At 71.4% G+C, this 23,982-nt stretch carries 18 protein-coding genes and 1 pseudogene; 9 read left to right on the forward strand and 10 right to left on the reverse strand.

Annotation, left to right across the window (positions count from 1 at the left end):
- Nucleotides 1-145: 145 nt before the first annotated feature.
- The 5 genes from SYYSPA8_RS11115 (at nt 146) to serA (ending at nt 8,979) form a co-directional block, all read left to right on the forward strand.
- Nucleotides 146-2,932 (forward strand): putative bifunctional diguanylate cyclase/phosphodiesterase, encoded by a 2,787-nt coding sequence (locus SYYSPA8_RS11115; RefSeq protein ID WP_323446873.1) that lies wholly within the window; start codon nt 146-148, stop codon nt 2,930-2,932.
- 395 nt (nt 2,933-3,327) lie between these two features.
- Entirely contained in the window at nt 3,328-5,187 is a 1,860-nt protein-coding gene (locus tag SYYSPA8_RS11120) for an acetolactate synthase large subunit (RefSeq protein ID WP_323446874.1), read from the forward strand.
- A 33-nt stretch (nt 5,188-5,220) separates the two neighbouring features.
- On the forward strand, nt 5,221-5,748 hold the full coding sequence (gene ilvN / locus SYYSPA8_RS11125) for an acetolactate synthase small subunit (protein WP_323446875.1): 528 nt from the start codon (nt 5,221-5,223) through the stop codon (nt 5,746-5,748).
- A 322-nt stretch (nt 5,749-6,070) separates the two neighbouring features.
- Nucleotides 6,071-7,072: a ketol-acid reductoisomerase gene (gene ilvC, locus SYYSPA8_RS11130; RefSeq protein WP_323446876.1), complete on the forward strand. Its 1,002-nt coding sequence runs from the start codon at nt 6,071-6,073 to the stop codon at nt 7,070-7,072.
- A gap of 302 nt (nt 7,073-7,374) precedes the next feature.
- Entirely contained in the window at nt 7,375-8,979 is a 1,605-nt protein-coding gene (gene serA / locus SYYSPA8_RS11135; RefSeq protein WP_323446877.1) for a phosphoglycerate dehydrogenase, read from the forward strand.
- A gap of 972 nt (nt 8,980-9,951) precedes the next feature.
- On the opposite strand, the gene SYYSPA8_RS11140 is transcribed toward serA, so the two are convergent.
- Nucleotides 9,952-11,172 carry a PucR family transcriptional regulator gene (locus SYYSPA8_RS11140; RefSeq protein ID WP_323446878.1) on the reverse strand — a complete coding sequence of 407 codons (1,221 nt, stop codon included), beginning with the start codon at nt 11,170-11,172 and terminating at the stop codon, nt 9,952-9,954.
- 199 nt (nt 11,173-11,371) lie between these two features.
- Here SYYSPA8_RS11140 and SYYSPA8_RS11145 point away from each other — a divergent pair, with 199 nt between their 5' ends.
- Together SYYSPA8_RS11145 and pruA are read left to right on the forward strand one after the other, a co-directional pair.
- Nucleotides 11,372-12,298 (forward strand): proline dehydrogenase family protein, encoded by a 927-nt coding sequence (locus tag SYYSPA8_RS11145; protein WP_323446879.1) that lies wholly within the window; start codon nt 11,372-11,374, stop codon nt 12,296-12,298.
- 20 nt (nt 12,299-12,318) lie between these two features.
- On the forward strand, nt 12,319-13,959 hold the full coding sequence (gene pruA, locus SYYSPA8_RS11150; protein WP_323446880.1) for an L-glutamate gamma-semialdehyde dehydrogenase: 1,641 nt from the start codon (nt 12,319-12,321) through the stop codon (nt 13,957-13,959).
- 82 nt (nt 13,960-14,041) lie between these two features.
- Here pruA and SYYSPA8_RS11155 read toward each other — a convergent pair whose 3' ends face one another.
- Complete coding sequence (locus tag SYYSPA8_RS11155) at nt 14,042-14,404, reverse strand: ArsR/SmtB family transcription factor (protein ID WP_323446881.1); 363 nt, start codon at nt 14,402-14,404, stop codon at nt 14,042-14,044.
- Nucleotides 14,401-14,859: an SRPBCC family protein gene (locus SYYSPA8_RS11160; protein WP_323446882.1), complete on the reverse strand. Its 459-nt coding sequence runs from the start codon at nt 14,857-14,859 to the stop codon at nt 14,401-14,403. The genes SYYSPA8_RS11155 and SYYSPA8_RS11160 overlap by 4 nt, the downstream gene beginning before the upstream one ends.
- A 262-nt stretch (nt 14,860-15,121) precedes the next feature.
- On the opposite strand from SYYSPA8_RS11160, the gene SYYSPA8_RS11165 reads away from it, so the two are divergent.
- Nucleotides 15,122-15,313 (forward strand): DUF397 domain-containing protein, encoded by a 192-nt coding sequence (locus SYYSPA8_RS11165; RefSeq protein ID WP_323446883.1) that lies wholly within the window; start codon nt 15,122-15,124, stop codon nt 15,311-15,313.
- A gap of 51 nt (nt 15,314-15,364) precedes the next feature.
- Here the strand turns inward: SYYSPA8_RS11165 and SYYSPA8_RS11170 are convergent, their stop codons facing one another.
- From SYYSPA8_RS11170 to SYYSPA8_RS38330, 7 genes are all read right to left on the reverse strand, one after another.
- Nucleotides 15,365-16,408, reverse strand: a complete 1,044-nt coding sequence (locus SYYSPA8_RS11170) for an FG-GAP repeat domain-containing protein (RefSeq protein ID WP_323446884.1) — start codon at nt 16,406-16,408, stop codon at nt 15,365-15,367.
- Nucleotides 16,409-16,764: 356 nt separating this feature from the next.
- Nucleotides 16,765-17,160, reverse strand: a complete 396-nt coding sequence (locus SYYSPA8_RS11175; protein ID WP_323446885.1) for a hypothetical protein — start codon at nt 17,158-17,160, stop codon at nt 16,765-16,767.
- Entirely contained in the window at nt 17,157-17,564 is a 408-nt protein-coding gene (locus SYYSPA8_RS11180; protein WP_323446886.1) for a hypothetical protein, read from the reverse strand. Before SYYSPA8_RS11180 ends, SYYSPA8_RS11175 begins: the two co-directional genes overlap by 4 nt.
- Nucleotides 17,565-17,582: 18 nt before the next feature.
- Nucleotides 17,583-21,569, reverse strand: a complete 3,987-nt coding sequence (locus SYYSPA8_RS11185; protein ID WP_323446887.1) for a hypothetical protein — start codon at nt 21,567-21,569, stop codon at nt 17,583-17,585.
- 288 nt (nt 21,570-21,857) lie between these two features.
- On the reverse strand, nt 21,858-22,520 hold the full coding sequence (locus SYYSPA8_RS11190; RefSeq protein WP_323446888.1) for a lipoprotein: 663 nt from the start codon (nt 22,518-22,520) through the stop codon (nt 21,858-21,860).
- A gap of 172 nt (nt 22,521-22,692) precedes the next feature.
- A complete protein-coding gene (locus SYYSPA8_RS11195; RefSeq protein ID WP_407705964.1) occupies nt 22,693-23,064 on the reverse strand; it encodes a hypothetical protein in 372 nt (123 codons plus the stop codon).
- The gene (locus SYYSPA8_RS38330) at nt 22,968-23,264 is read right to left on the reverse strand and encodes a helix-turn-helix domain-containing protein (protein ID WP_407705965.1); all 297 of its coding nucleotides are present in this window, start codon (nt 23,262-23,264) and stop codon (nt 22,968-22,970) included. The genes SYYSPA8_RS11195 and SYYSPA8_RS38330 overlap by 97 nt, the downstream gene beginning before the upstream one ends.
- Nucleotides 23,265-23,423: 159 nt before the next feature.
- Between SYYSPA8_RS38330 and SYYSPA8_RS11205 the strand changes: the two are divergent.
- A pseudogene (locus SYYSPA8_RS11205) lies at nt 23,424-23,858 on the forward strand (RNA-guided endonuclease TnpB family protein); the annotation flags it as partial.
- Nucleotides 23,859-23,982: the final 124 nt, after the last annotated feature.

The following is a 23,982-nucleotide window of genomic DNA, read 5'->3' on the forward strand; positions in this document are numbered from 1 at the left end:
GGCGACGACCGTTCGCCCCCGGAGCGGCCGTGGAGCCGCCCCCTGGCGCGGCCGCTCCGCCGCCCCCTGCTCCGGTCGCTCCACCCGCCGCGGTGGAGCGCCCGCAGGCCACGGCGGAGCCCCCGCTCGCGTGGGGAGCGGGGCGGTGAGCGCGCCCGGGGCGCTGCTGGCGCGGGGTTCGGTCCCGAGCGTCACGGGACTCCTCGCGCAGCTGGCCCTCGCGGTGATCTGTGCCGGATACGCCGTCGGCGCCGCCGTCGGCTGGGGTTCCCGCGAACTCGCGGTGATCATGGGGGACTTCGGCCTCAGCGCCGGTGCTCTGGTTGCCTCCGTCTCCTGCTTCCTCTACGCCCGCAGCAGCCCGCCCCGGCACCGCCCCGCCTGGCTGCTCTTCGCCCTCTCGTCGGCCATGGCCAGCGCGGGCAACGCGGTCTGGGGCTGGTACGAGGTCGTCCTCGACCGCGATGTGCCGGGCCTGTCCCTCGCCGATCTCTTCTTCCTCTGTTTCGCCCCGCCCGCGATCATCGGCCTCCTCGTCCTCGCCAAGCGCCCCGTCACCCGGGCCGGCTGGGTCTGTCTCGCCCTCGACGCCTGGCTGATCGGCGGCTCGCTGCTGACCCTCTCCTGGAGCCTCGCGCTCGCCCACACCACCCGCGTCCAGGGCGAGAGCGTCGCACCCGCCGCGCTCTCCCTCGCCTATCCGCTTCTGGACATCGTGCTGGTCAGCATGGTCCTGGCACTGCACTTCCGGCGCTCCGCCGCCAACCGTTCCGCCATCAACACCGCCATCGGCGCGCTCGCCCTGACCGTCCTGTGCGACGCGCTCTTCACCTCCCCGCTGCTGCGCGAGAGCTACCGCTCGGGACAGCTCCTGGACGCGGGCTGGTTCGCCGGCTCGCTGCTGCTGGCGTACGCGCCCTGGGGCGCCCGCCGCTGCGCCGAGCCGCCGAAGCCCGTCCGCCCGCCCCGGCCCCGGCCCAGCCGCCCGGTCGCGGGCTCGCTCGCCGCGCTCACGCCCTACCTCGCCGCCGCGGTCTGCACCCTCGGCATCCTCTACAACGTCGTCCAGGGGCGCACCGTCGACCGAGTCGTCGTCCTCACCGGCTGCGGGGTCGTCCTCGCCCTCGTCGTCCGCCAGGGGATCATGCTCCTGGACAACATCGCCCTCACCCAGGAGCTGGCCCAGAAGGAGAACCACTTCCGCTCCCTGGTCCAGGGCTCCAGCGATGTGATCATGATTGCCGCGCCCGGCGGCACCCTGCGCTATGTGAGCCCCGCGGCCAGCGGGGTCTACGGCCGGGACGCCGAGGGGCTGATCGGGACACCGCTCTCCGCGCTGATCCACCCCGACGACCTCGGCCGCGTCCTGCACGAGGTCCGCAGATTCCTCGCTGCGGCCGCCACCGACGAGCCCACCGCCCGGATCGAGTGCCGCTTCCGCTCGGGCGCCGGCGACTGGCTCAATGTGGAGTCCACCGTCAACCGCCACCAGGGCGGGTTGATCTTCAACAGCCGGGATGTCACCGAACGCGTCCGGCTCCAGGCCCAGCTTCAGCACAGCGCCGAGCACGACCCGCTCACCGACCTGCCCAACCGGGCCCTGTTCACCGAGCGGGTCCGCCAGGCGCTCACCGGCCGCCGGGCCGGCGACCCCGGCACCGCCGTGCTCTTCATCGACCTGGACGGCTTCAAGGGGGTCAACGACCGCCTCGGCCACCAGGCCGGCGACGAGCTGCTGATCCAGGCCGCCCACCGGCTCGGCGACTCGGTCCGCTCCGGCGACACCGCCGCCCGGCTCGGCGGGGACGAGTTCGCCGCGCTCATCCTCGGCGACGGCCTGCGCGACCAGGCGTCCCGGGAGAGCCAGGTGGTGGAGATCGCCGAACGGCTGCGGCTCACGCTCTCCCAGCCGTACCGCATCGACGGCCAGGACGTGCGGGTGGCCGCCTCCATCGGCGTCGCCTTCGCCGAGAAGGGCATCACCCCCACCGACCTCATGCGCAACGCCGACCTCGCGATGTACCGGGCCAAGGCCGGCGGCAAGGACCGGGTCGAGCTGTACGCGCCCCAGCTCCAGGCCGAGGTGGTACGCCGCAGCGAGCTGGCCGCCCGGCTGCGCAGCGCCCTGCACGAGGGCGAGTTCGCGCTGCTGCACCAGCCGGTGGTCAGCCTCACCACCGGCCGGATCGAGGCGATCACCGCACAGGCGCGCTGGCGCTCCGCGCAGGGGATCCTCTTCACCCCGGCCGAGTTCCTGCGGGTCTCCGGCGACGCGGACCGCACCGCCGAGCTGGGCCGCTGGCTGCTGGAGGAGGCGGTGGAGCAGGCCGCCGAGCGGGACCGGCTGGGACATCGGGTCCCCGTGTCCGTCCGGGTCTCCGCGCGTCGACTGCTCGACCGCTCCCTGCCACTGGCCACGGTCGAGGCCCTGCTCACGCGGTACGGGCTGCCGTCCGGCGCGCTCATCGTCGAGCTGTCGGACAACGACCCCCGGATCCCGTTCGAGGAGCTGGAGCAGCGGCTCGCGGGCCTGCGCCGGCTCGGTGTGCGGATCGCGCTCGACGGCTTCGGCAGCGGCCACGCCGCCTTCAGCGCCCTGCGCCGGCTCCCGGTCGACATGCTGAAACTCGACCGCGAGCTGGTCGAGGGGATCGTGGAGTCCGCCCGGCTGCACAAGATCACCAGTGGGCTGCTCCGGATCGCCTGTGATCTCGGTCTCCAGTCGGTGGCCGACGGCGTGGACGCCCCGGAGCAGATCATCGCCCTGCGGGCCATGGGGTGCACCCATGGCCAGGGCATGGCCTTCGCCGGGCTGCTGGACGAGTACCGGCTGCGCCGGGCCCTGGTCAGGGACGACTTCACGGTGCCCGGCGGCCTCGCGCTGCCGGTCCCGCACCGCTGGCGGGTCGAACACCCCCAGTGGACCAAATAGTGAGACCCGCATCCCATCCGCTTGACAGGCACAACGCGTCAGGGGGAGGGTCGGAGCCATGCGCACCCGAATTCTCGTACTTGGCAAGCGCGTCGGCTGAGCGGGGACCTGGTCCAGGCCCCCGCTGTCCCACTCCGACGCGCTCCCCTCGCTTGCCTCACGGCACGAGGGGTTTTTTGTTGCACCGACACCCTCGCCCAAGCACAAGAAACCCGGCAAAGCACCCGTCAGACCCCGCCGAACCCCGCAGTACCCGTGCCGCACCGGTCACACCAGCGACACGAGCCGCACCAGCAGAGACAGCAGCACCAGCAGCACCAGCAGAGCCAGCAGCGTCACCCTCAGCGTCAACCGAGCTTCACCCTCAGCGTCAGCCCCTCAGCTTCGAGAAGAGAATGCCGATGACCGAGCAGGCCACCGGGGCCCACCATCCGCAGCCGCGGGCCCGTAACGGCGGACACCCCACCGTCCCCGCCGTCGAGCACGTGACGGGCGCCCAGTCCCTCATCCGCTCGCTGGAAGAGGTCGGGGCCGACACCGTCTTCGGCATCCCCGGCGGCGCGATCCTCCCCGCGTACGACCCGATGATGGACTCCACCCGGGTGCGGCACGTCCTGGTCCGGCACGAGCAGGGCGCCGGCCACGCGGCCACCGGTTACGCGCAGGCCACCGGCAGGGTCGGCGTCTGCATGGCGACCTCGGGGCCGGGCGCCACCAACCTGGTCACCCCCATCGCCGACGCCCACATGGACTCCGTCCCGATCGTCGCGATCACCGGCCAGGTCGCCTCCAAGGCCATCGGCACCGACGCCTTCCAGGAGGCGGACATCGTCGGCATCACCATGCCGATCACCAAGCACAACTTCCTCGTCACCAAGGCCGAGGACATCCCCCGGACCATCGCCGAGGCGTTCCACATCGCCGCCACCGGCCGCCCCGGGCCGGTCCTGGTCGACATCGCGAAGGACGCCCTCCAGGCGCGCACCACCTTCAGCTGGCCGCCCGCGCTCGACCTGCCCGGCTACCGCCCGGTCACCAAGCCGCACGCCAAGCAGATCCGCGAGGCCGCCAAGCTGATCGTCCAGGCCAAGCGCCCGGTGCTGTACGTCGGCGGCGGCGTCATCAAGGCCGGTGCCACGGCCGAATTGAAGGTGCTCGCGGAGCTGACCGGAGCCCCCGTCACCACCACCCTGATGGCGCTGGGCTCCTTCCCCGACAGCCACCCCCTGCACGTCGGCATGCCCGGCATGCACGGCTCGGTCACCGCCGTCACCGCGCTCCAGAAGGCCGACCTGATCGTCGCCCTCGGAGCCCGCTTCGACGACCGCGTCACCGGCAAGCTCGACAGCTTCGCCCCGCACGCCAAGATCGTCCACGCGGACATCGACCCCGCCGAGATCGGCAAGAACCGCGCCGCCGACGTCCCCATCGTCGGCGACGCCCGCGAAGTCATCGCCGACCTCGTCCAGGCGGTCCAGGCCGAGCACAGCGACGGCCACGTCGGCGACTACGGCCTGTGGTGGACGGACCTCAACCGCTGGCGCGACACCTACCCCCTCGGCTACGAGCAGCCCGAGAACGGGACCCTCTCGCCGCAGCAGGTCATCCAGCGCATCGGACAGCTCGCCCCGGCGGACACCATCTACGCGGCGGGCGTCGGCCAGCACCAGATGTGGGCCGCCCACTTCATCGAGTACGAGCAGCCCGCCACCTGGCTGAACTCCGGCGGCGCCGGGACGATGGGGTACGCCGTCCCCGCCGCGATGGGCGCGAAGGCCGGCCGGCCCGACCGTACGGTGTGGGCCATCGACGGCGACGGCTGCTTCCAGATGACCAATCAGGAACTGACCACCTGCGCCCTGAACAACATCCCCATCAAGGTCGCCATCATCAACAACGGCGCCCTCGGGATGGTCCGCCAGTGGCAGACCCTCTTCTACAACCAGCGCTACTCCAACACCGTCCTCCACTCCGGTGGCGCCGGTGAGGGAGAGCCCACCGGCGGCACCCGCGTCCCCGACTTCGTCAAGCTGTCCGAGGCCATGGGCTGCGTCGCCCTGCGCTGCGAGTCCCCCGAGGACCTGGACAAGGTCATCGCCGAGGCCAACGCGATCAACGACCGCCCCGTCGTCGTCGACTTCATCGTCCACGAGGACGCCATGGTCTGGCCGATGGTCGCCGCCGGCACCTCCAACGACGAGGTCATGGCCGCCCGCGGGGTCCGCCCCGACTTCGGCGACGGCGAAGACGACTGAGACCGCGAGAGCCGAGAAAGAGGTATGACCCCCATGTCCACCAAGCACACGCTCTCCGTCCTGGTCGAGAACACGCCCGGCATCCTGGCCCGGATCGCCGCCCTGTTCTCCCGCCGGGGCTTCAACATCGACTCCCTCGCGGTCGGCGTCACCGAGCACCCCGACATCTCCCGCATCACCATCGTGGTCAATGTCGAGGACCTTCCGCTGGAGCAGGTCACCAAGCAGCTCAACAAGCTGGTCAACGTCCTGAAGATCGTGGAGCTGGAGCCCAGCGCCGCCATCCAGCGCGAACTGGTCCTGGTGAAGGTCCGCGCCGACAACGAGACCCGCTCCCAGATCGTCGAGATCGTCCAGCTCTTCCGCGCCAAGACCGTCGACGTCTCGCCCGACGCCGTCACCATCGAGGCCACCGGCTCCAGCGACAAGCTGGAGGCGATGCTGAAGATGCTGGAGCAGTTCGGCATCAAGGAACTGGTCCAGTCCGGCACGATCGCCATAGGACGGGGGGCCCGCTCCATCACCGACCGGTCGTTGCGCGCCCTCGACCGCAGCGCCTGACCCGGCCCGCACCACCCGAAGCCTGACCCGCCCGCGGTACCCGAAGCCTGACCGCCCCGCAGTACCCGACGCCCGACCCCGGCCCGCACCACCCGATGCCCGACCGGCCCGCAGTACCCGACCGATATCCGGTGGCCCCACCCCGCCACCAGCGGCACAACCGCCACAAGCGGTGACCCGCGACCAGCGGACCACCCGGCCCGCGGCGCCCGATCGGCCCCGCCGCGACCGGCCCGGACCGCCGGATACCGGACCCGAGATCGTTCTCATCCCGTCCCCCCGTACGGTGGGGGGTACACCTGTACACCAAGGAGATATCCCAGTGGCCGAGCTGTTCTACGACGCCGACGCCGATCTGTCCATCATCCAGAACCGCAAGGTCGCGGTCATCGGCTACGGCAGTCAGGGCCACGCCCACGCGCTGTCGCTGCGTGACTCGGGCGTCGACGTCCGCGTCGGTCTGCACGAGGGCTCCAAGTCCAAGGCCAAGGCCGAGGAGCAGGGCCTGCGGGTCGTCACCCCCGCCGAGGCGGCCGCCGAGGCCGACGTCATCATGATCCTGGTGCCGGACCCGATCCAGGGCCAGGTCTACGAGGAGTCCATCGCCCCCCACCTCAACGACGGCGACGCCCTCTTCTTCGGCCACGGCCTGAACATCCGCTTCGGCTTCATCAAGCCCCCGGCGGGCGTCGACGTCGCCATGGTCGCCCCCAAGGGCCCCGGCCACCTGGTCCGCCGCCAGTACGAGGAGGGCCGCGGCGTCCCCTGCATCGCCGCCGTCGAGCAGGACGCCACCGGCAAGGCGTTCGAGCTGGCCCTCTCCTACGCCAAGGGCATCGGCGGCACCCGCGCCGGCGTCATCAAGACCACCTTCACCGAGGAGACCGAGACCGACCTCTTCGGCGAGCAGGCCGTCCTCTGCGGCGGCACCGCCGCCCTGGTCAAGGCCGGCTTCGAGACCCTGGTCGAGGCGGGCTACCAGCCCGAGATCGCGTACTTCGAGTGCCTCCACGAGCTGAAGCTGATCGTGGACCTGATGTACGAGGGCGGCCTGGAGAAGATGCGCTGGTCGGTCTCCGAGACCGCCGAGTGGGGCGACTACGTCACCGGCCCGCGGATCATCAACGACCAGACCAAGGCCGAGATGAAGAAGGTCCTCACCGAGATCCAGGACGGCACCTTCGCCCGCACCTGGATGGACGAGTACCACGGTGGCCTGAAGAAGTACAACGAGTACAAGACGCAGGACGAGGGCCACCTGCTGGAGACCACCGGCAAGGAGCTGCGCAAGCTCATGAGCTGGGTCGACAACGACGACAAGTAGGCACGAGCGAGGGCCGGGACGCCACAGTCCCGGCCCTTCGCCATTGCGCCCCGCCCGCTGTCGCCGCCCCCGCGCGGACCTCTCCACTTCGTCCGGCCCCGGACGGGTGATCCTGCCGCAATGGCGCAAGACGCGGCCCCGATCACCACTACACTGCTCAACAACACACGCGTCAGGCCCACAGTGTCGTGCGTCTTCCACGCGGCTTGCCCCTCCACCGCCTGCGGCCGTCGGGACGGCCGTGCCTCCCCCTGTGACTCCGGGAGCACGGGCGGGGCCCCCATGGACATGTGAGGACTCACGTGAGCTCGAACCCCAGCCAGAAGCCAGTGGTACTCATCGCCGAAGAGCTGTCCCCCGCCACGGTGGACGCGCTCGGCCCGGACTTCGAGATCCGGCACTGCAACGGCGCCGACCGCGCCCAGCTGCTCCCGGCCCTCGCCGATGTGGACGCCGTCCTGGTCCGCTCCGCCACCAAGCTGGACGCCGAGGCCATCGCCGCCGCCCGCAAGCTGCGGGTCATCGCCCGCGCCGGTGTCGGCCTCGACAACGTGGACGTGTCCGCCGCCACCAAGGCCGGCGTGATGGTCGTGAACGCCCCGACCTCCAACATCGTCACCGCCGCCGAGCTGGCCTGCGGCCTCCTGGTCGCCACCGCGCGGAACATCCCCCAGGCCAACACCGCCCTGAAGAACGGCGAGTGGAAGCGCTCCAAGTACACCGGTGTCGAGCTGAGCGAGAAGACCCTCGGCGTCGTCGGCCTCGGCCGCATCGGCGTCCTGGTCGCCCAGCGCATGTCCGCGTTCGGCATGAAGATCGTGGCGTACGACCCCTACGTCCAGCCCGCGCGCGCCGCGCAGATGGGCGTCAAGCTGCTGAGCCTGGACGAGCTGCTCGCCGTCGCCGACTTCATCACCGTGCACCTCCCGAAGACCCCCGAGACGCTCGGGCTCATCGGCGACGAGGCCCTGCACAAGGTCAAGCCCACCGTCCGCATCGTCAACGCCGCACGCGGCGGGATCGTGGACGAGGAAGCGCTGTACTCCGCCCTCAAGGAGGGCCGGGTCGCCGGCGCGGGCCTCGACGTCTACGCCACCGAGCCCTGTACCGACTCCCCGCTCTTCCAGTTCGACCAGGTCGTCTGCACCCCGCACCTGGGCGCCTCCACCGACGAGGCCCAGGAGAAGGCCGGCATCGCGGTCGCCCGCTCCGTCCGTCTCGCCCTCGCCGGCGAACTCGTCCCCGACGCGGTCAACGTCCAGGGCGGCGTCATCGCCGAGGACGTCAAGCCCGGCCTGCCGCTCGCCGAACGCCTCGGCCGCATCTTCACCGCGCTCGCCGGCGAGGTCGCCGTCCGCCTCGACGTCGAGGTCTACGGCGAGATCACCCAGCACGACGTCAAGGTCCTCGAACTCTCCGCGCTGAAGGGCGTGTTCGAGGACGTCGTCGACGAGACGGTCTCCTACGTCAACGCGCCCCTCTTCGCCCAGGAGCGCGGAGTCGAGGTCCGGCTGACCACCAGCTCGGAGTCCCCGGACCACCGCAACGTCGTCACCGTCCGCGGCACCCTCTCGGGCGGCGAGGAGATCTCGGTCTCCGGCACCCTGGCCGGCCCCAAGAACCACCAGAAGATCGTCGCCATCGGCGACCACGACGTCGACCTCGCCCTCGCGGACCACATGCTCGTCCTCCGCTACGAGGACCGCCCCGGCGTCGTCGGCACCGTCGGCCGCATCCTCGGCGAGGCCGGCCTGAACATCGCCGGCATGCAGGTCTCCCGGCACGAGGAGGGCGGCGAGGCGCTGGTCGTCCTCACCGTGGACGACACGGTGCCGCCGGGGGTCGTGGCGGAGATCTCCGACGAGATCGGCGCGGCTTCGGCGCGTTCGGTGAATCTCGTCGACTGATCCCTCTCCGCGACCCGCGCGGATCCCCCGGGCCCGGCCCACCCACACGGTGCGCCGGGCCCGCCCGTGTCGGCCTCTCGGTCAGGCCTTGCGCTGCGGGGCCCGCGTCGATGCGGGCGGGTGGCGCTCGTCCGGGGTCCCGGCTGTCCGGCCCGTGTCGGTACGGGGTCCCGCGCCCGTCTTTCCCCCGCCGGGGGTACCGGCTGCCCTTTGCGTGGTCTGTGGGTGGGGGTGCGGGGTCGCCCCCGCAGGGGATCGGCGGAGGCCGACCCGCACCCAACCTGGTGAGTACGCTCGCCGACCCCGAAGAGGTGAGCCCGGAGGCCCCGCCAACCCGCACCACCACCCGGTCCCGGGCCGACCCGCACAAACCCGCCTCAGCATCGGCCTACCCGAGCAAAATCCAGCCTCGTGGGGGTCCCCCCGGACGGAGTCTGGGGGAGTTTGAGGCGCGGGGGCCTCGGGGGCCGGCCCCCGACGAGAGGCCGCACATGCCGTGTGCCCGGGGGCCTGTCCGCCCCTGCGGCGACCTGGGCAAAATCCAGCCTCGCCGGCGTTTGAGGCGCAGGGGTTCGGGGACTGGTCCCCGACGAGGGCCCGCACGCTGCGGGGTTTTTCGCCTGTGCGGCGGGGCAGGGTGCTGGGTCCGTCCTCAAGCGCCGGACGGGCTGGATTTGTTCGGGTGGTCCCGGCCCCGGGTGTGGTGCGGGTTGGTGGTGGCCTCCGGGCTCACCTCCTCGGGGTCGGCGGACCGAAGGTTTACGGTCAGCGCACGCCGGACTTACCGCCGATCCCCTGCGGGGGCGACCCTGCACCCCCCACCCACGAAGCCAGCGCAGCAGACCGGTACCCCAAGCCGGGGGTAAAAGGGTGCGGGACCCCGTACCGACACGGGCGGGCCACCGCAGGCCCCGGACGAGCGTCACGCACACGTACCGACGCGGGCGGGCAGCGCGAGGCCCGGACGGGGGTCTAAGGCAGCCGGGCCGCCTTGAGTGCCATGTGCAGCAGCAGCCGGTCCTCGCCCTCGCCCAGCCGCAGCCCCGTCAGCTGCTCCACCCGCGACAGCCGGTAGTACAGCGTCTGCCGGTGGATCCCGAGGACGGACGCCGTCCGCCCCGCCTGCCCCGCACAGTCGAGAAACACCTCGGCGGTCCGCGCCAGCTCGGCGTGCGCGGGCTCCAGGAGCGCCCGTACCGCAGGGTCCCGCGCCTGGTCCGCCGGCAGCGCCGCCAGCAGCCGGTACGGCCCGATGTCGGCCCACTGCGCCACCGCCCCGGGACCGGCCCCCGCCGCCCGGGCCGCCGCCGAGGCCTCCCGCCAGGCCGCGTTCAGCCCGGTCAGCCCCTGCCGGGGCGCGGCGATCCCCACGGTCGAACGCTCACCCGCGCCCGCGCGCAGCCGTTCCGCGACGGTCACGGCCGGTCCCCGGGTGTCCGTGGCCCGCAGCCGCACCAGCACGGCGAGGGCGGACGGCCCCTCGGAGCCGGGGCCGGCGCTGCTCCGGTCGGGTGATTCCACCCCGCCGTCGGGAAGCTCGTCCCGCCCGGCGGTCCACGCCCCCGCCATCACGCACAGCGCCGCGACCCCCGGCAGGGAGCGCGCGGAGGGCGCGTCCACCCCTGGCCAGGGCCTCACGCAGAGCACGGCGTGCGGCCCGGTCGGCCCCCGCTCGTCCCCGCCGAGCGCCGTCCCGAGGGCCGCCACCGCCATGTCGTACTGCCAGCCGCGTTCGGCCGTGAGGACGGCCCGCAGCTCCCGGGAGACGTCCGCTCCCGCCCGTTCCTCGTCGGCGAGCAGGGAGCCGATCCGGACGGTGACCGCCATCGCCGCCGAAAGCTGTTCCTCGGTCGGCCCGGGCGTCGAATCCAGCAGCCAGACATAGCCGAGGACGACCCCCCGATGCCGTACCGGCAGGCAGATCCGGTCCCGCATGACGCCCGCCTCGGGCGCCGCCGGGATCCGTACCGGCCCGGTCGCCCGGGTGATCCCGAACCCCTCGAACCAGGCGCGCACCGCCGGTGACGACGTCCTGGTCAGGATGGATCGGGTGCGTACGGGGTCCATCGCGCTGTCGTCGTCGCTGTCGTGCGCCCCGAAGGCGATCAGCCCGAAATCGCGGTTCTCCAGCGTGGCCGGGGCCGCCAGCAGCGCCGAGATCTCGTCCACCAGATCCTGGTAATCGCCCTTCACCCGGACATTCTGGCACGCCCTTCAGACAAGTGTCTGAGATCCGGGCCACGGATACGTGACAGCTGTCGATGGCCGCACAAAGAAGCGATCCTTAAATTTCACGGTGGTTCTTCGTGTCGTGACCGGAGGTGTGCCGGCTGTTCGCCGTCGCCGTTCCGGATCGCTCGCACCCGTCTCGTTCTTTCCGTGGAGGTGCCCAGTGCTGGGTCCCGTGATTCTCGCCGCGTCGCGCAGCGACAGAATGCGCAAAATTGTCTCGGCAGCGCCGGTGACCAAGCCCGTGGTGAACCGTTTCATCCCCGGTGAGACCGTTGATCAGGTCGTCCCGATCGTCCGGGACCTCGCGGCCAAGGGCCTGGAGATCACGCTCGACGTGGTGGGTGAGGACATCACCACCGTGGAGCAGTCCCACGCGGCGCGCGACGCCTACCTGGAGCTGATCGAGCAGCTCAAGGAGCTGGGTCTGGGCGAGCGGGCCGAGATGTCGGTCAAGCTGTCCATGTTCGGCCAGGCGCTGGAGGGCGGCCACGAGCTGGCCCTCGCCAACGTCCGCCCCGTCGTCGAGGCCGCCGCAGCCATCGGCACCACGGTCACCCTGGACGCCGAGGACCACACGACCCTCGACTCGATGTTCGCCATCCACGAGGAGCTGCGGAAGGACTTCCCGCAGACCGGATGCGTCATCCAGGCGTACCTCTTCCGTACGGAGGAGGACGCCCGCCGCCTGGCCGCCAACGGCAGCCGGGTCCGGATCGTGAAGGGCGCCTACAAGGAGCCCGCCGAGGTCGCCTACCAGGTCAAGGCGGAGATCGACCAGGCGTACGTCCGCATTCTGAAGACCCTGATGGACGGCGAGGGGTACCCGATGATCGGGTCCCACGACCCCCGCCTGATCGCCATCACCCAGGAGCTTGCCCGCCGAGCGGGCCGCAAGCTGGACGAGTACGAGTTCCAGATGCTGTACGGCATCCGCAGCGAGGAGCACGTGCGGCTCGCCGCCGAGGGCCACCGCATGCGTGTCTACACCGCGTACGGCACGGACTGGTACGGCTACTTCATGCGCCGCCTCGCGGAGAAGCCGGCCAACCTGCTCTTCTTCGTCCGCTCGATGATCACCAAGAACTAGGTCAAGGAGTTACGAGACCCATGGACGCAGTGACCAAGGTCCCCGCGCCGGTCAACGAGCCGGTACACGGATACGCCCCCGGCAGCCCCGAGCGCGCCCGTCTTGAGGCGAAGCTCAAGGAGCTGGCCGAGAACCCGATCGAGCTGCCGATGACCATCGGTGGCGTCAAGCGCATGGGCGGCGGCGAGCGCGTCGACGTCGTGCAGCCGCACAACCACCAGGCCGTCATCGGCACCTTCGCGGGCGCCACCCAGCAGGACGCCCAGGACGCGATCGACGCCGCCCTGGCCGCCGCCCCCGCGTGGCGCGCGATGTCCTTCGACGACCGCGCCGCGATCATCCTGCGCGCCGCCGAGCTGCTGGCCGGCCCCTGGCGCGAGACGCTGGCCGCGTCCACGATGCTGGGCCAGTCCAAGACCGCGCAGCAGGCCGAGATCGACACTCCCTGTGAGCTGATCGACTTCTGGCGCTTCAACGTGGCCTACGCCCGCGACATCCTCGCCGAGCAGCCCCCGGCCAACGCCCCCGGCGTGTGGAACCGCATGGACCACCGCCCGCTGGAGGGCTTCGTCTACGCGATCACGCCCTTCAACTTCACCGCGATCGCCGGCAACCTGCCGACCGCCCCGGCCCTCATGGGCAACGTGGTCGTGTGGAAGCCGTCCCCGACGCAGACCCACTCCGCCGTGCTGCTGATGCAGCTCCTGGAGGAGGCCGGCCTGCCGAAGGGTGTCATCAACCTGGTGACCGGCGACGGCATCGCCGTCTCCGAGGTGGCCCTGAACCACCGCGACCTGGCCGGTATCCACTTCACCGGCTCGACCCGCACCTTCCAGCACCTGTGGAAGACGGTCGGCAACAACATCGAGAAGTACCGCTCCTACCCGCGCATCGTCGGCGAGACCGGCGGCAAGGACTTCGTGGTCGCGCACCCCAGCGCCGACCGCGCTGTCCTGAAGACCGCACTGACCCGTGGCTCCTTCGAGTTCCAGGGCCAGAAGTGCTCGGCGTCCTCCCGCGCGTACGTCCCGGCCTCCATCTGGAACTCCGGTTTCAAGGAGGAGTTCGCTGCCGAGGTCGACGGCATCACCATGGGTGATGTCACGGACCTGTCGAACTTCATCGGCGCCGTGATCGACGAGCGTTCCTTCGCGAAGAACAAGGCCGCGATCGACCGCGCCGCCGCCGACCCGACCTGCACGATCATCGCCGGTGGCACCTACGACGACTCGGTGGGCTACTTCGTCCGCCCGACCGTCATCGCGTGCACCGACCCGGAGAACGAGGTCTTCAAGGCCGAGTACTTCGGCCCGATCCTCGCGGTCTACGTCTACGAGGACGAGTCGGCCGACGGCTACGACGCCATGCTGACCCAGATGGAGTCGGTCTCCGACTACGCGCTGACGGGTGCGGTCATCTCCAACGACCGTGCCGCCGCCGCGTACACGATGGAGAAGCTGCGCTTCGCCGCCGGCAACTTCTACATCAACGACAAGTCGACCGGTGCGGTCGTCGGCCAGCAGCCGTTCGGTGGCGGTCGCGCCTCCGGCACCAACGACAAGGCCGGCGCCCCGCAGAACCTGATGCGCTGGACGCTGACCCGCGCCATCAAGGAGACGCTGGTCCCGCCGACCGACTACTCCTACCCGCACATGGGCTGACCTGCCCAGCCGGGCTGATCACAGCCCCCAAGAACCCGCCCCCGTCTCGGCCCCCACGCCGGGACGGGGGCGGTTCCATTTCTCATGAGGGATTCCGGCCATGATCGGTTGCCTGCCGGTCGGTGGCTTCCGAGATTTTTCTGATCGCCGCGAGCCGGGAGCCCCAGATCGAGGCCGTCCGCTCCATCCACCGCGCGGTCGCGTCCAGCGGCCCCGGCACCACGCTGTACCGGGCCTCCCGTCCCTCCCGCCGCGCGACCACCAGACCGGCCCGGGCCAGCACCCCCAGATGTTTCACGATCGCCTGCCGGGTGACGGGCAACTCCTCCGCCAGCACGGTCGCGGTCGACCCGCCCTGCCGCACCAGCGCGTCGAGTATCCGCCGCCGGGTGGGATCCGCCAGCGCGGACAGCACCTGGGAGACCTCGGCGTCGCCCGTGATCATCCGGCCAGCTTCTCCGTGTAGTCCCGGATGTTCTCGACCTGCCCGGCCCAGCCGCCGTCATGACTCTCGTACGAGGCGGTTTCCTGACGGTTCTCGGGAATGGTGAGCGCGGCGAATCCGGATTCCGCGACGTGGAGGCGGGTTCCGTCGCCCTCGGGGGTGAGCGTGAATTCCACGAGGGTGGCGTTTTGGGGCGTGGCCTGTTCGCCGGGGTACGCGGAGGCCCAGTAGTACGAGAAGCGGCGTGGCGGGTCGACGTCCACGATGGTCGTCGGGAACTGGCCGTACTCCCCGTGGTCGAGGAACATCGTCCCGCCGGGGCGCAGGTCGACGGGGGCTGGCTCGCCCTGGCCGAACCAGCTTCCGACGTGCTCGGGCTCGGTGATCACCGCCCATACGCGGGTGGGGGGTGCGGCGATGAAGATCTCTTTCTCGATCCGGTCCTTGGTGCTCATGGCGGTGCCTCCTGGTTGTGGGGTGCAATTTCAGGGTTGCACTGCATGGCGAATACCGCAACTGGATGGTTGCGTTTAAGTGGGAAGTGAATTCGTTCGGAAGGGTCGTTCGTGCGGAGTATTTTTCCAACTTCCCCTTGTGATCAATGAGTTCACTCCCAGAGTCTTCCTCTGTCCACCGGATTTCCAGGGATTTCTGTCCCGGGATGGATTGTGGGAGGAGCCGGAGTGGGAAGATCGAAGAAGGTTCAGCCGAGAAGGAGTGCCCGACATCTGTTCGGATCGAAGGTCCGGCGTCACCGGCCCGAACTGCGTGGAGTGGGCTCCCTTGGTGGCCGCCGCGTCGGGTCGCGTCCCCGTACGTGACAGCAAGTCCCCGGCGGGCCCCGCGCTCGTCTTCCCCGCCGCCCAGTGGTCCCACTTCGTGTCGTTCGCGAAGAGCCGGGCCGTATGACGCGACGGCCCTCCTCCCCGCGCGGGGAGGAGGGCCGACGGTCTCAGGCGATCAGTCGCCGCCCCGGTTGAGCCAGGGCGTGACCTCCCCGGTCGTGCGGTTCACCCACAGGGAGTCCGCGCGGCCGTCCCCGTCGAGGTCGGCGAAATCGCGGTACTGGGTCCGGCGGTCGAGTTCGTCTCCGGTGGCGATCTGCTTCTCCTCCGCCCAGACGAGGCCTCCACCGCCGTCGTGGTCGAGGTGCATCCGGGCCCTCAGCGGGCCGTTCTCATCGCTGATCAGGGCGTCCGCGCGGCTGTCGCAGTCGACGTTGTGGAAGGCGAGTCGTTCTCCCTCGCCCAGGTCGACGGTGACGACCTGGGCGAGGTGTTCCGGGTCGGGCCGGGGGCCGGAACGGTCGAAGAGTCCCAGCAGCGCCGCCACATCGCCGGATGCCAGATCGAACGCCAGGTAGTCGTCCCGTCGGTCGCCGTCGATGTCGGCGAACACAATGCCGGGGTTCGTTCCCTTCTTGTGGAGGGCCTTGGCGTCGGCCTTCCATTCCGTGCCCGAAAGGCGGCCGTCATGGTTCTTCCTCGCCCTGACCGAACCGTTCTCGCTGTTCACCACCAGATGGTCGTCAAAACCGTCGCCGTCGACATCGGCGAAGTCGACGTACTCCCTCCCGGGGGCGAGGGTGGTGGCGGTGATGAGGTGCGAGCCGGGCCCCCAGGCGAAGCCCGCGCCGCTCTTGGTCCCCCGGTTCTCCCACACCCTCACCGCTCCGGTGCCGGCGTCCACCACCAGGTAGTCGTCGCGTCCGTCGCCGTTGATGTCGGCGAAGTCGACGCGCTGGGTCATGGGGGCGAAATCCTTCGCTCCGGGGATCTCCGGGAGCCGATTCCACTGGTCGGTGGAGTTCCGGCAGTCGGTGAGACGGGTGTTCGGCTCCGCGCTCGATTCGCCCTCGCCCGCGCCGGGTCCCGAGGGACGGTCGCTGGGTGAGGGCTTCGGTGAGGCCGCCGCGCCGGGCTTGTCGTCCTTGTCGCCACCGGCCAGCACCGCGATGCTCGCATTGACGACGCCGAAGACACCTCCGCCGACGGTCGTGATCACGGCGGCGACGATGGTGGCCTTGCCGATCTCGGACAGGCCGTCGAACCACTCCCGCGCCCGGCGTACGCGGGACGGCCGTGGGGGTAAGGGCGCCGGCTCGGAACCGGATTCCGGGCCCGCTGCCGCTGCCGGGGCCGGCGTTGGGGCCGGTGCCGGTGCGGGATCCGGTGCGGGGTCCGGATCGGGGGGCGGGGGTGGCGGTTCCGAGGGCAGCAAAATCCCGTGCCTCTCCATCGGTGGTGTGGGTTCCCCGCATTGTAGGAGGCGCCAGTGACAGGGGTCACAGATCACGCCGCGCCCGGCCGGTGCGCCGGTGGCCCTCCTCCGGGGTATGGGGGAGGGCCACCGGCGTTCCCCTAGGAGCCGGCCGCGCCGGAGACCGCCGCGAGGAGGCCGAGGGCCATGCCCTCGAAGTTCTCGCGGTAGAAGGTGGTCTCCTCGTGGATCCGTTCCTCGGAGACGCCCGCCTTCGTGCTGAGACTCAGCGGCAGGTTCACCAGTGCGGAATGGATGACGTGCAGCTCACGCGAGGTGAGCGTGACGTCCCGGGGGGACCGGTCGGGTGGGGTGAGCCGGTCGATCAGGCCGGTGACATCCTCGCGGTCCGCCAGGAGCCGTACGGCGAGTACGGCCTCGGGTACGTCCTGCTCGGCCAGCACGCGCAGGGCCCGGACCATGAGGTCCGCCTGCACCCAGCTGAGGTAGAGCCGGTAGGACTCGCCCACCTTGGTCGCCCGGGTGAAGGTCCTCATGCTGCGGGCCCTCCTTCCGACGCGGCCGACGCGGCGAGCACCAGCGAGACCGCCACCGTCTCGACGTTCTCCGGGAAGAAGCCGATCCGCTCCCGGAAGCTCTCCACCGAGAAGCCCCGGTCCGAGAGGAAGGTCGTGGTCAGGCCGGTCAGCGCCGCGTGGATCACGTGCAGCTCGTCCAGGCTCAGCACGACGGTCAGCGTGGAACCGGGCTCGCAGGCGAGCCGGTCGGCCAGCCGTCGGACCTCACCCCGGCCGGCGTGCAGCCGTACCGCGACCGCCGTGTCCGTGTAGCGGTCGTCCGAGCACCACTCCAGCGCCTCGCGCATCAGGCGGGCCTGTGCCCAGGTGAGACGCGCGGTGAACGCCTCCCCCTCGGCCGTCAGGTCGATCTTCGTGTCCATGGTGTGTGTGATCATCCCCTACGGCTTCGGCGGCAACGGAAGGAACTTCGACAGGAACTTGTCGTGGGTCATCTTGTAGCCGTGGATGTTCCGGCCCGTGAGGATGATGATGACCACGCCCTTGGTGTCGTCGTAGGCGACGGTGTGCTTGGTGACGGGGTCGATGTGGGTCTCCTTGCCACGCCACTTCGCCCAGTACTTCGCCAGTTCCTCGACGTTCGTGCCGATACCGGGAATCGCGTGGTCCTTGGCGTTCTTCGTCGGGAAGCCGTCGGCGTCCTTCTCCTGCATCTTCCCCCAGTTGTACTCGACGCCGTCGGCGACCTCCGTGCCGTACCGCTTCTCGATGTCCTCAAGCTTCTCGAACGGGAGGTCGTCGAGGTCGCGGTAGAGGTTGCAGGGGTCGTTGGGGGTGGAGGACGCGGCGGCGGCGAAGGCGGCCCTCGCCGGGCGGGTGGGCGGTCGGAGGCAGGACGGGGCGTCCGGGTCGCGGCGGGCCTTGTCGATGAGGTCGCGGAGCTTCTGGATGGTGCGCTTGGCCTTGGCGGAGGTCTCGAAGAACTTGCCGATGCCCAGGGCCACGCGGCCGACCGCGACCGTCAGCTGCGGCAGCTTGGTGATGACGACGGCGAGGCTGGCGGCGTTGATCAGGGTCCAGAGGCAGGCTTCGACGTCGCCCTTGGTGAAGCACTTCTTGGCGTCGGTCCAGCCGACGACGTCCAGGATGATCTGGCCGCCGTTGGCGACGACCCAGTCCATGACGTCCTGGGCGGACGCGGCCTTCGCGGCCCGCCAATCGTCCACGCAGGGCTGGCCGCAGATGCGGAGCAGGATCGATTCCTCGTCGGCGGTCAGGTCGGGGCCGGTGTCGGCGGCGGCCTCCGCGCGGGCCTGGCGGGCGGCCTCCTGCCGCTGGCGGTACTCCTCCTCGGCGCGGGTGGCGGCCTGTTCGGCCTCCACGGCGGCGGCCTGGGCGTTCTTCGCCGCGTTCTCCGCGCGGACGGCGGCTTCCTCGGCGTAGCGGGCGACGGTGTCGGCCGCGTTGGCGTCGCTCTGGGCGGCGTTCGCGGACTGGCGGGCCTTCGCGGCGTCGAGTTCGGCCTCGGTCGCGGCGTTGCGGGCGGCCGCCGCTTCGCCCTCGGCCGAGGTGGCGGCCTTGTCGGCGGCGGTGGCGTCGGCCTGGGCCTCGCGGTCGTACCGGTCGGCGTTCGTGGACGCGGTCTGCGCGGCCTTCGCGTCGGCGGCGGCTGCCGCCGCGAACACGTGGGCCTGCTTCACCGACTCGGCCGCCCGAGCGGACTCGGCGGCTGCCTGGGACGCTGCCTCGGCCGCCAGCTTGGAGTCCTTGTCGGCGCGGGCGGCCGCGTCCTTGGCGGCCTGGGCCTCCTTGGCGGCGGCCGCGGCGCTGGCCTGGGCGGCGTTCGCCTGCTGTTCGGCCAGGGTCTTGGCGCTCTGGCCGACGAGGACGGCCATCCCGGCAGAGGCGTCGACCTGCTGGTAGGGGCTGCCCAGGGAGATCGCGGCGTTCGCCGGGGCGATCACGTGCTTCGCGGCGTCGCGGGCGGCGTGCGCGGCCTGGGTCGCGGCGAAGGCGTAACCGGCGGTCACGGCGGACTCGGCACGGGCCTTCACGGCCTCGGCGCGGGCGGCCGTGGCGTTGGCCTGGGCGGCGCGCGCGTTGGCGGCGGCGGCGCGGGCGAAGGCCTCGGCCGCGCGGGTGTGCGAGGCGGCTGCCTCGGCGGCGTCGATGGCGTCCGCCGCCGCCGCGCGGGCGGTCTTCGCGGCCGCGTTGGTGCGGGCCGCCGCGGCCTGTGCCCCGTCGGCGGCGGCACGGGAACGGTCGGCTGCGGCGGTCGCCTCGGTCGCCGCCTTGCGGGCGGCGACGGCGGCGTCCTGCGCCTGGTTCGCGGCGGTGTGGGCGCGGCTCGCGGCACCCGCCGCGTCGTTGGCGGCCTGTCGTGCCTCGGTGGCGGCGGCGCGGGCGGCCGCCGCGTTCTCGGTGCCTTCGGCCGCTGCCGCCGCGGCTTCGTACGCTGCCGCGCGGGACGCCTTGGCGTTCTTGTCGCGTTCGGCGGCGACGGCCCGGTCCCGGGCGGCCGTGGCATCGCGTTCGGCCTGGAGCGCCCGTGCGGACTTGGTGTCCGCCTCCGCTCCCGCCGTGTTGGCGCGTCCGAGGGCGTCGGCGGCCGCCTGGCGCTCGGCGGCGGCCCGCTGTTCGGCGGCGGCTGCCTTGGCGCGCTCGTCCTCGGCCCGCCGGCGTGCGGCGGCGGCGTTGGCCTTCTCCTGCTCGGCCGTCAGCCGCTTGGCGCGGGCGTCGGCGGCCCCGGCCTTCGCGTCGGCCTCGGCCTTCTCCGCGCGGGCACGGGCGGCCTTGGCCTTCTCGGCCTCCTTGCCGGCGAGGGCGGTCTGCGCGGCGGCCGCGTCGGCGGCGGCCTTGGCCTGCCGGGCGTTCTCCTCGGCGGCGGCCCGGCGGTACTCGGCTTCCAGGGCGTGCGCCTCGGCACGGGCCCGTGAGAACAGCGCGCCGTTGTCGGCGACGGTGGCCTTGGACGCCAGGAGCGCGGTGTCGGTGCTCTTCGACGCGGCCAGCGCGGCAGCGGCGGCCGCCTTGGTGACCTGCACGGACTGCTGCGCGTAGGCGAGACCCCGGCCACGCGGGGCACCCGCCGCCGCTGCCAGCGCGGCGGCGGCGGTCTGCGCGGTGTCGGCCCGGGTCGCCTGGTTGGCGGCCTCGGTCGCCAGCGCCTTGGCCCGGGTCACCTGCGTCTGGATGGCGGTCTGGGTCTTCTTGATCTCGGTCTGGATCTTGGTCTTCTGGGCGGCGGTCGGCACCCAGGTCGGTCCCTGGGAGCGCTGCCAGACGTTGATCTGCTCGGCGACCCACGCCTGCCCGACGGCCTCGACCATGGCGAAGGAGGCGTCCCACATGGCGTTGTACGCCTTGGCCTCGGCGTCCACGATGGTGTCGCGGTGGGTGGCCTGCCCGCCGAGTTCGGCCTGCCACTCGGCGCGCGCCGTCTCGACGGCCTGGCCCAGCACCCGGTACGGGTCGGCCGGGTTCTTGAAGTCGCAGTTGGCCCAGCGGGCCTTCAGGCTCTCGACCTCCGTACGGAACTCCATGGACCCCGGCTCGGGGGCGACCTTGGGGAACCCGCCGGACTGGAGGAACATCCGTGCGTCGTCCGAGGACATCCCCTGGGTGATGTCCGTCAGCTTGCCGGGGGTGCCGCCGACGGCCTTGGCCAGGTCCTTCTGGAAGGTGTCGAGGGCCTTGAAATACTCGTCGGTGGCCTGCTGCTCGGTGATGAGCGCGGTGATGCGGTCGATCGACGCCTTGCCCGCCCTGGGCACCAGATCGGCGAAGACCGCGTCCTGCGTGCGCTGGCCGGCGTCCCGCCGGAACTTACGGGTCTCGGTGTCAAACTCGGGTGCGTCGGAGTGGTGCTGGAACTGGCCGATCTGGGCCAGCCAGCGCTTCTGCTGCTCCGTGTCGAAGCCCGGCGGCGGGGGCGCGGTGGCCCAGTCCTTGTCGTTCGCGAGGGTGACGGGGGTCTTCCCGGAGGTGTTCTCGGTCAGCGCGGCGCGGCGGTCCGCCGGTGTTCCCTTCAGGGCCGTCTGCGCCAGGGACTTGACCAGGGGCCCGCCCCGGTGGAGCACGGTCCCCAGCCGGCACCGGTCCGCCTGCTCCTGCTCGCCGGTGGCGTTGCTGGGGGTCCAGGCGTTCCAGATGCTCCAGTCCTTGTTGTTCCCGGTGTTGTAGAAGTTGGTCCAGATGCTCCACTCGGGCCACGGGGCCCACTTGAGGTCCGGGAGACCCGGGGGCGCCTGGCTCGCGGCGGCCTGTCCGCCGGCGGCGGAGCGCGGCTCCGTCGCCCGGGACTGGACCGCCGCCGCGTCGGCGACGGGGACGAGGAGCGAGATCGCGGTGGCCGCGGCCGTCGCCGCGATCGCCGATCTCATCACCCCGCCCAGCCGCCGCGCGCGGACCGGCCTGTGTGCGTGCATGCCTGTCGTACCTTTCGTGCACGGTGGACGGCGCCGGGACGAGGACATCGCGGCGCCATGGGGGATTCCGGGCCTCCCGGTGCGCGGAGCGGCGCGGCGCACGGGGGCGCGGCGGGGCTCCGGGGCGGGGGTCCGGAAGAGAGGGGCACAAGGAATCCGGGCAGGGTGCTGCCCCGGCCTCGTGGTCAGGGGAAAGAGCGCGCCGGGCCGTCCCCGTGGCGGGGCTGTGGGGCAGGGCGCGGGTGATTCACCGGCCGGGAGCGCGCGGGCGCTCGCGGGCGGCCGGGATCAGGGAACGGCTCCGGTGGCGGTCAGCGAGGTCCGGGCCAGCTCGTAGGCGGGGAGCATCGCGTCGTGCTCGGCGGTGTCCATTCCGCCCAGGTGGAGGACGACCGCGCCATGGGGGAGTTCGACCGAGAGGGCGCGCTCGCGCTTCGGCTCGTCCTCGGGCAGGGGCTGCGTGAGGTAGGTGGCCTCGGTGGCCGGGAGCGCGCCCGCCCTGGTCTCCCGGAAGGTGGGCTTGGAGACGTTCTGCTCCTCGGCGAGGAAGGAGTCGAGGGCCTGCCGGGCGCGCAGATCGCCGCTCAGGCTGCTCCACACCCGCAGGAAGCCGACGTTCCCGGCGGGCTTGGCGTCGATCTCGCAGGTGAGGGTGACCGGGCCCTGCGTGGGGGCCTCGATGATGTCCTGGCTGCCCACCGGCTGCGGCTTCCAGGAGGCCGCGAGGTCGAAGGCGACGGGAAGGACGCAGGGGGTCCCCACGGTCCCGACGGTGCCGGCCTTCTTCGCGGGCTTCAGGCCGTCCTGCCACACGCCCTTCGGGGTCTGCGGTGCGGCTTGCGGCTTCTTGTCCTGCTGGCTGCCCTGCTTGTTGTCCTCGGAGGCTCCGCAGCCGACGGCGGCGCCAAGCAGGAGCAGCGACAGCGTCGCTCCACAGACAGTCCTCCGCACGCCGACCCCCGCACAGTCCGGTCCCGAATTGAATGATCGTCAACGTAGGTCGCAGGCGTGCTCACGTCAACGCTATTGATCTTCGCTTGACTATCACGGCGCGTTGGCGGGCGGGATGCGGCTTTCCGGCGGAAAGTCCGGGACGGCGATCCGCGTGCCGGAGCCTCCGCCGTCAGGGCCGGTTCCTCCGCGCGGGGCAGGGGAGATCGGGTGCCGCCCGGTTCGGCGAGCACGTCACGACGGCGACGGAGTGGAAGACCGTGCCGCAGAGATAGTGGCCGAGGGACACGTCGCCGCCCCACGTCAGCCGCTCGACCGCGGCCGTCGCCAGCAGAAGGAGCCTGGTCGCCTCCCGGTCCCCGGCGGAGGCGAAGCGAGGCGCGAACTCCGCGAGCTGGAGCCCCAGCCACTCGCCGGCCTCCTTGGGCTCCTCCCAGGTTCCCCGGATCATGGATGGCGGCTTGATGAGCCAATGGGCCGTCTGGATCGGGGGTACGCCGGAGGCGGGGAACTCGGCCACGGCCTCCCGGTACCGGTTGGCCACCTCCTGATCGCCGCCCGCGGGGCCTGGCCCGGCGGTCTGCGGATGCAGTCCACGTCGGTGACGCTGGGTGCGGTGTTGCCGTTCTCGATCTTGGAGAGTTTGGATCCGGACATGGCAGCGCTGCGGGCGACCGCCTCGGCCTCCAGCCCGGAGGGCCGCCGCAGTTCCCGCAGCGCTGATCCGAGGGTTGCTCTGTTCACCTGATTGCTTCCAGGATGCCCCGGCTTTCAGGTCGGGGAGGAATGGGTCCTTGGCGCGGAGGCGCGAAGCGCCAGAGTTCCCTCCGTATCTGTTCTGACCTGCGCTCTCTTCCGTTGTCAGTGCGGGGTGTTACGTTCTGGATCGTGACCACAGCAGCGATGGCCGGGGAGGTGGTCGGGCATGCTCGGTACACCTTCCGGCTGCGCGTGTCGTCTGGCGCGCTCGCGAAGCTGAACGATGAGTGGGCACGCTGTCGCTGGGTGTGGAACGAGTGTGTGGCGATGTCCCGCAAGGTCCACCAGCACAACAAGACGACCGGCGAGAGGGCGACGTGCGGCCCGGCGCAGCTCGACAGGATGTTGACTGAGGCCCGGCGGTCGATGACCTGGCTGCGGGAAGGCGCAAGCGTCCCGCAGCAGCAGATCATCCGGGACTTCGCGAAGTCCCGGGCCAAGGCCCTGAAGGACGTCAAGGCGAAGCTGCCGATGCGGCAGCGGGCCGGGATGCCCCGGATCAAGCGCAAGCGCGAGGCGGCACCGTCACTGAACTACACGCAGCGCGGATTCCGTATCAAGGACGACCGGCTGCATCTAGTGACCTGAGTCGGAGGTTTGTCGTTGGTTGGGGTGTGAGTCGTCCTGGACCGAAGATCCCGCCGTTGTCGTTGACCGATGCCCAGAGGGTGGTGCTGGAGGGCTGGGTCCGTCGTCGTTCGAC

This window comes from Streptomyces yaizuensis (assembly GCF_034961445.1).
Lineage (GTDB): Bacteria > Actinomycetota > Actinomycetes > Streptomycetales > Streptomycetaceae > Streptomyces > Streptomyces yaizuensis.